Below are 1,391 nucleotides of genomic sequence, written 5' to 3' on the forward strand. Positions count from 1 at the left end.
GGGTGGCTGCCAGGCCGGCGGCGGGCACGGCGGCCAGTAAGGCTCGGCGGGACAAAAATCCGGACATGAGGGCGTTCCTCTCGACTCGCCCCTATCCTTCCACGCCCCTCACGTGCCTTTCAGCCGTCGGGAGGCCGGATGCTGAGCTGTTCTGCCCGGGAGAGCCGGGCGGCGGCGTCGGGCACCAGCCCGAGGCTGACGATCCGGCGGCTGAGCAGGCCGGTCAGCGCCCAGTCGACGGCGACGCGGAGCCGGTTGCCCGTGGCGGGCAGCGCGAACAGATGGTACGCGCCGGTGATCGCCGCGGCCGCCGGGCCGGTCACCCGCAGGTCGAGCGGCGCGGCGACGGCCTGCCCGCCGCCGAGGTCGGCCACGGCGCCGAGGTCGCGATGCCGGTACGGCCGAGCCCGCCCGTAGCCGAGCCCCGCGGCGACGTTGCGGGCGGCGGCGTGGCCCTGCCGCATGGCGTGCTGGGCGGTCTGCGGGCACACCGATCCCGGCCGGGTCAGGTCGGGCACCGCCGCCGCGTCCCCGAGCGCGACGACGTCCGGCCGCCCTGGCACGGCCAGGTCGGCGCCCACGACGAGGCGGCCCTTCTCCGTCGGCAGCCCGAGCTCGCCGACCAGCGGGCCGGCGGCGACGCCCGCCGTCCACACCAGCAGCCGGCACGCCACCGTGGTGCCGTCGTTCAGGTGCACCGTGTCGGCGGTCAGCCGGTCCACGGCGGCGCCGAGCCGTACTTCGACGTCACGGGAGCGCAGGATGGCGAGCGCGCGCTCCGACAGCCGGGGGTCCAGGTGGGAGAGGATCCTGCGGCCCGGGTCGACGATGATCCAGCGGATGTGCTCGGCCCGCAGCCGGGGGTAGGCGGCCAGGGCGGAGCGTACGAACATGCGCATCTGGGCGACGTACTCCGTGCCGGCCAGGCCCGCCCCGACGACCACGAACGTGGTGCAGGCCGCCCGCTCGCGCCCCTCGCTCAGCCCGTCGGCGAGTTCGAGCTGGGCCAGCACGCGCTCGCGCAGGTAGACCGCCTCGGTGATGGTCTTGAAGCCGTGCGCGTGCTCCTTCAGGCCGGGGACGGGGAACGCGCGCGTGACGCTGCCGGGGGCGAGCACGAGCCGGTCCCATCCGATGGTGGTGACGTCGCCGTCGCGGTCGCACACCGTCACCGTGCGCGCGTCCAGGTCGACCCCGATGGCCACCCCCGGCCTGAGCCGGGTGCGCCGCAGGGCCCGCAGCGGGACCGCCACGTCCTCCGGATTGACGACGCCCGCCGCGACCTGCGGAAGCAGCGGCGTGTACAGGTGGTAGTCGGAGGGGTTGACGAGGACGAGCTCCGCGGCGCCCCGGGGCAACCTGCGTTCCAGGCCCCGCAGGCAGGAGAACCC

1 protein-coding gene is annotated in these 1,391 nt (G+C 75.7%); it reads right to left on the bottom strand.

Going from position 1 to position 1,391, the window contains the following annotated elements:
• Positions 1–119 precede the first annotated feature (119 nt).
• Positions 120–1,391: NAD(P)/FAD-dependent oxidoreductase (locus tag E1295_RS48105; RefSeq protein ID WP_132642089.1), on the bottom strand; the 1,272-nt coding region annotated here is incomplete at its 5' end.

Origin of the sequence: Nonomuraea mesophila, from assembly GCF_004352805.1 — a bacterium.
Taxonomy (GTDB): Bacteria; Actinomycetota; Actinomycetes; order Streptosporangiales; family Streptosporangiaceae; genus Nonomuraea; species Nonomuraea longispora.